The organism is Bacillus coahuilensis m4-4 (assembly GCF_000171615.1).
In the GTDB taxonomy this organism is placed as follows: Bacteria; Bacillota; Bacilli; order Bacillales; family Bacillaceae_K; genus Bacillus_T; species Bacillus_T coahuilensis.
In genome coordinates this window covers 41,361-48,603 of record NZ_ABFU01000065.3, presented here as the reverse complement: position 1 = coordinate 48,603, position 7,243 = coordinate 41,361, and the positions used below count along the sequence as shown (strand labels likewise).

Sequence of the window (7,243 nt, the reverse complement as noted above, 5' to 3'; positions counted from 1 at the left end):
TTTTTACCCTATTCCCTTTGTTCATAAAGAGCGCGAGGAGTTGAAAGGAATGGATGAGATTTTGGGCGGGTTGGCGCTTTTGGGGGGGTTGGGGTGGCATGGGTTTTGGTGAGTTGGTCCTTTTTTTGCGTGCGTCTGCTCTTTTTCCGTGCGGCTGTGGGCTTTTTTCGTGCGCTTTTCTCCCTGTTGCGTGCACTTTTCTGCCACTTGCGTGCGGATTGCGGACTTTTGCGTGCACCTGCTCTTTTTCCGTGCGGCTACGGGCTCTTTGCGTGCGCTTTTTACCCCGTTGCGTGCACTTTTCTGCCACTTGCGTGCGGATTTCGGACTTTTGCGTGCACCTGCTCCTTTTCCGTGCGGCTACGGGCTCTTTGCGTGCGCTTTTCACCCCGTTGCGTGCACTTTTCCCCCGCTTGCGTGCGGATTTCGGACTTTTGCGTGCACCTGCTCTTTTTCCGTGCGGCTACGAGCTCTTTGCGTGCGCTTTTTACCCTTTTGCGTGCACTTTTCCGCCGCTTGCGTGCGGATTTCGGACTTTTGCGTGCACCTGCTCTTTTTCCGTGCGGCTACGAGCTCTTTGCGTGCGCTTTTTACCCTTTTGCGTGCACTTTTCCGCCGCTTGCGTGCGGATTTCGGACTTTTGCGTGCACCTGCTCTTTTTCCGTGCGGCTACGGGCTCTTTGCGTGCACTTTTCTGCCACTTGCGTGCGGATTTCCGCCGCTTGCGTGCAGGTTTAAGCCTTTTGCGTGCACCCGCTCTTTTTCCGCGGCTGCTATTTAACACGCCCTCACCAACTCCCCATCCATTCCATCCATTACCCTAACTTCCTCCCAATCCACCCCTACCAAATAGTCTTACTTCGTCAACATCCTAGAAATAACTAAACGTTGGATTTCCTGCGTTCCTTCGTAGATTTGAGTAATCTTTGCATCACGCATAAAGCGTTCGACTGGATAGTCTTTTGTGTAACCATATCCACCAAAGATTTGGACGGCATCCGTTGTGACGTTCATGGCTGTGTCTCCTGCCATGAGCTTCGACATCGCGGACTCTTTGCCGTATGGCAGTCCTTCAGATTCTAACCAAGCTGCTTGATAGGTTAATAGTCTTGACGCTTCGATGCTTGTTGCCATATCGGCGATTTTAAACGAAATGCCTTGCTGGCTCGCAATCGGCTTCCCGAATTGTTCCCGTTCTTTTGCATAGCGAATACTTTCATCCAGTGCACCTTGGGCGATTCCCACTGCTTGCGCAGCGATTCCGTTTCGTCCGCCGTCTAGCGTCATCATGGCGATTTTGAATCCTTCTCCAAGGTTTCCTAGCATATTTTCTTTTGGTACTTTACACTCTTCAAAAATAATTTCCGTGGTTGGAGAGGAACGAATGCCTAGTTTTTTCTCTTTCTTTCCAACCGAGAAGCCTTCAAATCCGCTCTCTACGATAAAAGCAGTTGTGCCACCACGTTGTTTCTTTTCTGAATCTGTTAACGCAAATACTACATAGATGTCTGCAATGCCACCGTTTGTGATAAAGATTTTACTTCCATTTAAAATATAATGATCTCCCTCGAGGCGAGCCGTTGTTCGCATTCCCCCTGCATCAGAACCAGAGCCTGGCTCCGTTAACCCGTAAGCACCGATTTTCTCTCCTTGTGCCATTGGACGAAGGTATTTTTGCTTTTGCTCTTCTGTACCAAATTTATAGACTGGCCAGCCCGCAAGTGACGTATGGGCAGATAGCGTTACCCCAGTTGAGGCACACACGCGTGATAGCTCCTCCACTGCGATACAGTAGGCTAAGTAGTCGCTGCCAATTCCACCGTACTCCTCTGGCCACGGAATTCCTGTTAAGCCTAACTCTGCCATTTTATCGAAAATGTCTCGGTCGAAGCGTTCTTCTTCATCTCGCTCTGCAGCGGTTGGCGCTACTTCGTTGACCGCAAAATCGCGGACCATTTTACGAATCATTTCATGCTCTTCACTTAATTTGAAATTCATGTCCCATCCCTCTTTTTTCCTCTATTTTAATAAATGCTTTCCTAATACGACGCGTTGAATTTCGCTTGTGCCTTCGTAGATTTCGGTTACCTTCGCATCGCGGAAGTAGCGTTCTACTGGATAGTCTTCTGTGTAGCCATAGCCTCCGAATACTTGGATGGCTTCTGTTGTGACATGAACGGCTGTTTTAGACGCAAACAGCTTCGCCATGGAGGCTTCTTTTCCACATGGGCGCCCTTCTGTACGGAGGTTTGCTCCTTGATAGACTAGTAGCTTCGATGCTTCAATAGCAGTTCCCATATCGGCTAACTTGAAGGCTAGGCCTTGTTGGGCAGCGATTGGCTTTCCAAACTGAACGCGCTCCTTCGCATACTCAACCGCCTCATCAAATGCTGCTTCTGCTATCCCTAGAGCTTGGGCAGCGATTCCGATTCGTCCTACATCAAGGTTTGCCATCGCTATTTTAAACCCTTCCCCTTCCGCACCTAAAAGATTGGAAGCTGGAACCAACATATCCTCAAAGGTTAATTGAACGGTGCGAGAGCCGTGAAGACCCATTTTTTCTTCGTCTTTCCCAATGACAAGGCCAGGCGTATCCTTTTCCACGATAAACGCTGAAATGCCGCGTGTTCCCTTTTCAGGGTCCGTTGAAGCAAAGACCACATACGTATCAGCTTCTCCGCCGTTAGTGATAAAGATTTTACTACCATTCAGTCGGTACTGATCTCCTTCTAGCACGGCACGAGTTCGTAGACTTCCTGCGTCAGATCCTGAGCTTGGTTCCGTTAAACAGAACGCCCCTAAGTACTGTCCACTCGCAAGCTTCGTCACGTACTTTTGCTTTTGCTCCTCTGAACCGAAATAAAGGATCGGGTTGGTGCCAACCGATGTATGAACCGATAGGACGACACCAAGGGTTGCACTGACCTTTGATAGCTCGTGAATTGCGATAATATAGGACGTGAAGTCCATTCCTGCCCCGCCGTATTCTTCTGGAATGGTCATTCCCATTAAGCCAAGCTCCGCCATTTTCGATAAAATAAGGCGTGGAAACTCTCCTGCTTCCATCCTTTCTACAAACGGTGCTACTTCTTCGCGTGCGAAGTCTCGCACCATATTACGGACCATTTCTTGCTCTTCAGTGAATAAAAAGTTCATCCCCTAATCCCCCTTAGCTGTATTCGTAAAAACCACGGCCCGTTTTCTTTCCCAACCAGCCTGCCTTCACATATTTTCTAAGTAGAGGACATGGGCGGTACTTATCGTCACCAAAGCCCTCATGCAGCGTTTCCATAATATAGAGACATGTATCAAGTCCAATAAAATCCGCAAGCGTAAGTGGTCCCATCGGATGATTCATCCCAAGCTTCATGACGTCATCAATCGCTTCTTTTGATGCCACCCCTTCGTATAAGGTGTAAATCGCCTCGTTAATCATGGGCATAAGCACACGATTTGACACGAACCCAGGGAAGTCATTCACTTCAACTGGCACTTTTGAAAGAGACTTACTCATATCTTCAACGGCTTGATACACCTCATCTGCCGTCGCTAATCCACGAATAATCTCAACTAGCTTCATCACTGGCACGGGATTCATAAAATGCATCCCAATTACCTTTTCAGGACGCTTTGTCACAGCCGCAATCTCCGTGATGGGGAGTGAAGAGGTGTTGGTCGCTAAAATCGTGTGCTCTGGCGCAATGCTATCAAGCTTTGAAAATATATCTTTTTTAATCGTCATATTTTCTACAGCTGCTTCAATGACGATATCTACGTTTTTCGCGTCCTCAAGATTTGTTGATAACGTGAGACGGGAGAGAACCCCTTCTTTCTCCTCCTCTGTCATTTTTCCTTTATCCACTGAGCGCGCTATGTTCTTTGTAATACTTGCTAACCCTTTTTCCGCAAACTCTTGTTTAACGTCGTTTAAAACGACGTCATATCCCCCTCGAGCACAAACCTGGGCTATCCCCGAGCCCATTTGTCCTGCTCCTATGACCATTACACGTTTGATTGCCATACCTTCTCCCCCTTTGCTTTTCTCTTACGCTTTTGGAACCTCAATCATAATGGCATCCCCTTGACCGGTACCACTACAGATCGCTGCCACTCCTATTCCTCCACCTCGACGCTTCAGTTCTAGCGCGAGAGTTAAGACAATTCTCGCCCCACTTGCTCCGATGGGATGACCAAGTGCTACTGCTCCGCCGTTCACGTTCACTTTGTCATGATCCAACTCTGCAATTCTCCCGCTCGTTAACGCCACAGCTGCAAAGGCTTCATTTATCTCAAACAGGTCAATGTCGTCTAAGGACTTTCCTGTTTTTTGTAAAAGTTTATTGATCACTAAACCAGGCGTTTCTGGAAACTCTTCTGCTGGCACCCCAATCTCTGCATGAGCTAAAATGGTCGCAAGCGGTGTCTTTCCTAACTCTTCTGCCTTTTCATCACTCATTAAAACAAGGGCACACGCTCCGTCGTTCACTCCAGGTGCGTTACCTGCCGTAATGGTGCCATCGTGATCGAACACTGGGCGAAGGGCTGATAGCTTTTCATACGACGTATCTTTTCGAGGAGCTTCATCATGATCCACGACCACCGGCTCGCCTCTTCGCTGTGGCACTTCGACTGAAACAATTTCCTCAGCAAATGTTCCGTTGTCCATGGCGATGACAGCACGCTCATGGCTTCTGAAGGACCAGCGATCCTGCTCTTCTCGTGTGATTTCAAATTTGGTTGCTGTTCTGTTTCCGTATGTCCCCATGTGCACATCGTTAAAGCAACACATTAATCCATCGTGAAGCATCAAATCCTTTACTTGATGATCGCCCATCTTTAGACCCCATCTTGCTTTCGGAATAGCATACGGAGCATTTGACATACTCTCCATTCCACCGGCTACAATGATGCTCTCATCTCCAGCACGAATGATCTGGTCTCCTAGAGATATACTTCGCATGCCCGAAGCACATACTTTATTAATGGTTTCTGTCTTTACTTCCCACGGAATACCTGCATGTCTTGCTGCTTGGCGAGAAGGTATTTGGCCTTGACCACTTTGTAACACATTCCCCATTATTACTTCGTCAATTTGATCTTTTGCAACCCCTGCTCTTTCGAGTGCTGCGCTAATTGCTTTACCCCCTAATTCGGATGCAGTAAAGCTACTAAGAGCTCCTCCAAGCTTCCCAAATGGAGTTCTTGCCCCCGCAATAATCACAGTTTTTGTCATACTGTTTCTCCCCTCTCTTTTGTTCGTAAACGCTTTCAAAAATGACGTTGACTGAACGCTCGCTCATTTTTGTAGCAAATAAAAAAAGAAAAACCTTCCCACCTCCATTATAAGGAAAGTTCTTGGGTTTTTACAGAATTTTAAGAAATTATTTTATAATACTATTTCACTCTTTGGATCACACGTTGTGGAATCCTATTTTCTTTTTACACTTTTTTCTAATTTAGGATTGACTTACTCAGTTGAACTGTATAAACTTCAACTATATAGTTCAACTGTATAAAGGAGATTAATATGAAAAGAACTAAGCATTTACCATTAACCGAGACGGTGTTCTACGTTTTATTGTCCCTACTTGAACCAAGTCATGGCTATCTTATTCTTCAGAAAGTAGAAGAGTTAAGCGAAGGCAGCGTACGGATGGCAGCTGGCACGCTTTATGGTGCTATTGAGAATTTAGTAAAGTTAGGGTTCATCGAGCCGGTTGAATCAGGAGACAAGAGAAGAAAGGTGTATGTTATTACCCATTTAGGTTTAGAGGTTTTAAAAGCAGATCAACAAAGAATGTCACACATGGTTTTATTGGCAGAGAACGCATTAAAACAATAGGAGTGATCATGATGCAACGGTTACGTTATTTTATGGATTTAGATAAAGAAGAAGAGTGGTTGAATGAAAAGGCAAAAGAAGGCAATGTACTCTATCAAAAATCATTCTTCTATCACTTTAAGGCCACGACAGAGAAAGATCCCACTGTGAAACTCGATTACCGAACGTTCAAGCATAGAGAAGATTTCGAAGACTATATAGCCCTTTTTGAAGATTCTGGTTGGAAGCACATAGCAGGGAGTAAACGTTCTGGAGTCCAATATTTTCAGCGTGTTTCTAACGAGGCAACAGGGGATATTTTCTCCGACTCTCATTCAAAGGCTGAACGCTATAAGAGGTATGCGCAAACGTCCGCAAGTTTACTATTCACATATTTTATTTTATTAATTGGGTTAATGAGCGCAGACGTCCTTCATCTGCAAGAAATGCTCCAGCCAAAGTCATTGTATTATACACCTGGATTGTGGGAGAAGGAGGGTGCTGATTTTTGGAGAGCATTTTTATTTGAAACGCCATACGCATTTTTCAGAGGTTTCGCTTGGTTGCTCTTCCCTATTGCCATTGTGATCTTTTTCTTGTCCGCTACGATTTCTTATATAAAATATGAAAAATTAGTAAATCAGTAGTAATATAATTTTTTAGTATGTTTACGATGAGCCTCTCCCTAAAATAATCCTCTTCCAGTTAAATGGATGGTAATATTATGAAGATGGGTGATTATTTGAATACGATTGCCTGGTTCATTGTTACCTGTGAATTTAGTTTCTAGATTGTCATTTTGCTCGGATTTTATATTCGGTATTCTTTGGGTAAGAAATCGCTCGGATTAATCTTTTTAGCCTTAACACCCTTAATTGATTTGGCTTTAAATGTTTTGACCACGTTGGATTTAGCAAGGGGCTCGACTGCTACGGTCGCTCAATGTTAATTATTTGGCTATCTAAACATATTTAACTCCTTGGAAAATGTGTGTTCTTTACCTTTATTTAATGATGGATTAGGTTTTAATCATAAGGCGGGAGCTCTTCTTGCTTCCTCTCCCTCTTTTCTGCACCGCGCCCGGCTCGCGCGGGGCTGTTCTCTCTTCCTTCTCCTCTTTTCTGCACCGCGCCCGGCTCGCGCGGGGCTGTTCTCTCTTCCTTCTCCTCTTTTCTGCACCGCGCCGGGCTCGCGCGGGGCTGTTCTCCCTTCCTCCCCCCCTTTTCTGCACCGCGCTCGGCTCGCGCGGCGCTCTTCTCCCTTCCTTCTCCTCTTTTCTGCACCGCGCCCGGCTCGCGCGGGGCTGTTCTCTCTTCCTTCTCCTCTTTTCTGCACCGCGCCAGGCTCGCGCACCTCGCTTATCTTTCAGAAATGCTATTCATTTAATCAGCAAAAAAAGGCACGATCACCTAAATAGTGATC

The 7,243-nt window shown here is 46.0% G+C and carries 6 protein-coding genes; 2 read left to right on the top strand and 4 right to left on the bottom strand.

Translation table 11 applies throughout. The features are described from left to right. Positions 1-855: 855 nt before the first annotated feature. From M44_RS17665 to M44_RS17650, 4 genes are read right to left on the bottom strand one after another with little or no spacing between them, the layout of a single operon-like run. Positions 856-1,998: an acyl-CoA dehydrogenase gene (locus tag M44_RS17665; protein WP_010175558.1), complete on the bottom strand. Its 1,143-nt coding sequence runs from the start codon at positions 1,996-1,998 to the stop codon at positions 856-858. A 21-nt stretch (positions 1,999-2,019) separates the two neighbouring features. After that, complete coding sequence (locus tag M44_RS17660; protein ID WP_010175557.1) at positions 2,020-3,156, bottom strand: acyl-CoA dehydrogenase; 1,137 nt, start codon at positions 3,154-3,156, stop codon at positions 2,020-2,022. A gap of 13 nt (positions 3,157-3,169) precedes the next feature. Continuing rightward, complete coding sequence (locus M44_RS17655; protein WP_010175737.1) at positions 3,170-4,021, bottom strand: 3-hydroxybutyryl-CoA dehydrogenase; 852 nt, start codon at positions 4,019-4,021, stop codon at positions 3,170-3,172. Positions 4,022-4,045: 24 nt separating this feature from the next. Then, positions 4,046-5,233 carry an acetyl-CoA C-acetyltransferase gene (locus M44_RS17650; RefSeq protein WP_010175736.1) on the bottom strand — a complete coding sequence of 396 codons (1,188 nt, stop codon included), beginning with the start codon at positions 5,231-5,233 and terminating at the stop codon, positions 4,046-4,048. A gap of 294 nt (positions 5,234-5,527) precedes the next feature. Between M44_RS17650 and M44_RS17645 the strand changes: the two genes are divergently transcribed. Both M44_RS17645 and M44_RS17640 read left to right on the top strand, forming a co-directional pair. After that, entirely contained in the window at positions 5,528-5,842 is a 315-nt protein-coding gene (locus M44_RS17645) for a PadR family transcriptional regulator (protein ID WP_010175552.1), read from the top strand. Between the two features lie 8 nt (positions 5,843-5,850). After that, on the top strand, positions 5,851-6,468 hold the full coding sequence (locus tag M44_RS17640; RefSeq protein ID WP_237705328.1) for a DUF2812 domain-containing protein: 618 nt from the start codon (positions 5,851-5,853) through the stop codon (positions 6,466-6,468). Positions 6,469-7,243: the final 775 nt, after the last annotated feature.

Excerpts from the sequence above, each read along its gene's own strand:
- M44_RS17665 (WP_010175558.1), bottom strand. The coding sequence starts at position 1,998 with ATGAATTTCAAATTAAGTGAAGAGCATGAAATGATTCGTAAAATGGTC.
- M44_RS17660 (WP_010175557.1), bottom strand. The coding sequence starts at position 3,156 with ATGAACTTTTTATTCACTGAAGAGCAAGAAATGGTCCGTAATATGGTG.
- M44_RS17655 (WP_010175737.1), bottom strand. The coding sequence starts at position 4,021 with ATGGCAATCAAACGTGTAATGGTCATAGGAGCAGGACAAATGGGCTCG.
- M44_RS17650 (WP_010175736.1), bottom strand. The coding sequence starts at position 5,233 with ATGACAAAAACTGTGATTATTGCGGGGGCAAGAACTCCATTTGGGAAG.
- M44_RS17645 (WP_010175552.1), top strand. The coding sequence starts at position 5,528 with ATGAAAAGAACTAAGCATTTACCATTAACCGAGACGGTGTTCTACGTT.
- M44_RS17640 (WP_237705328.1), top strand. The coding sequence starts at position 5,851 with ATGATGCAACGGTTACGTTATTTTATGGATTTAGATAAAGAAGAAGAG.